The sequence below is a fragment of the Vibrio sp. D173a genome, from assembly GCF_030248475.1.
On the sequence record NZ_JAHGAH010000409.1, the window covers coordinates 1 to 1,201 of the forward strand.

Annotated in this window: 1 protein-coding gene and 1 pseudogene; both read right to left on the bottom strand. The window is 41.1% G+C overall.

Going from position 1 to position 1,201, the window contains the following annotated elements; translation table 11 throughout:
• A pseudogene (locus tag KIV40_RS35505) lies at positions 1-87 on the bottom strand (IS66 family insertion sequence element accessory protein TnpB); the annotation flags it as partial.
• Between the two features lie 65 nt (positions 88-152).
• Positions 153-1,201 (bottom strand): GGDEF domain-containing protein (locus tag KIV40_RS26285; RefSeq protein ID WP_285352121.1); only part of this gene is annotated, 1,049 nt, incomplete at its 5' end.

Consider the following 1,201-nt stretch of genomic DNA (forward strand, 5'->3'; position numbering starts at 1 on the left):
CTTACAAAATGCAAGCGTTGACAATGAACTCGATTCAGACTGCTCGATGAGCGTTTGCCATTCTTGATTAGTGTGTCGTTTTCCCATTTCAAATCTCCTCATGGTTGGAGACTTGATCTTATTCTTCGCGCTAGGCGATTAGAATGCGGGCTTTATGGAGCGCTTACGTAACGAATATCCACATTAGCTTCTGATTGCTGGCTATACACACCAATAGAGCTCGTCAAAAAGTGTCTCTGCTCGTGACGGTCACACTGAATTGAAAGCGTAGCAATGGACTCTCTAAATTTCTCTGCACGTCTCACGCAGCGATGATGCTCTGATCCTACAAGCACAATCAAAAACTCTTCCCCGCCCATTCGAAAAGCGATTTCGTCAACACCATTGAATTGCGAAGATAATAACGACCCAACCTTGGTGATGGCCTCATCGCCCTTTAGGTGGCCAAGCTCATCATTAAGTTGCTTGAAGTAGTCTAAATCAATAGAAACAAAGCTGACCGTTTGATTGCCTGCTTGTGCTTTGGAGAGGATATCTGGCGTCATGATGTTAAAGTATCGGCGATTATACAGACCCGATAGTTCATCAGTAATAGCAAGTTCTTGAAGCTTCTTATTGAGACATCGCAACTCTTTTTCTGCCACAAAACGACGATGCTTTTCTCTCACCAATTCAATCGATTGAGTCGAGACTTCAAAATACATTTTGAGAACCGTATCAGCTACTAAGCCGTTAATACCCTGTAAGGTATCCACCGCATTCACTTTGGCCATCTCTAGAGAATCACTCGATTCCAACGCTTTCACTGCAACGCTCATTTTCTTGTCGTCACCGATGATATGGAAAACGAGCCAACGAATTAAGAACTGCAGGATATGTTCAATCGATTCTTGCCAGTTAAGGTCTCTGGACTCAGATTGAATTTTAATAACGTCATCAACGAAAGAGGCATGACTCTTTTTATGTTCATGATTCCAAACATCATCAGAAAAGTGTTCATTCCATACACTTTCTTCATATGAGAAATGGTATTGTGCATAGTCTTTTAATTCACCAAACACACCATCTACCTCGATTTGATCATCATAAATCAACGTATTGGCTAATTTGTTCACCAATAAAAATAGATGGTAATGTTGTTCATCAATCTTTGTCATCCCTGTCTCAAAATTGTGATTCCAAGGGGCTTTGTTGCGTAATT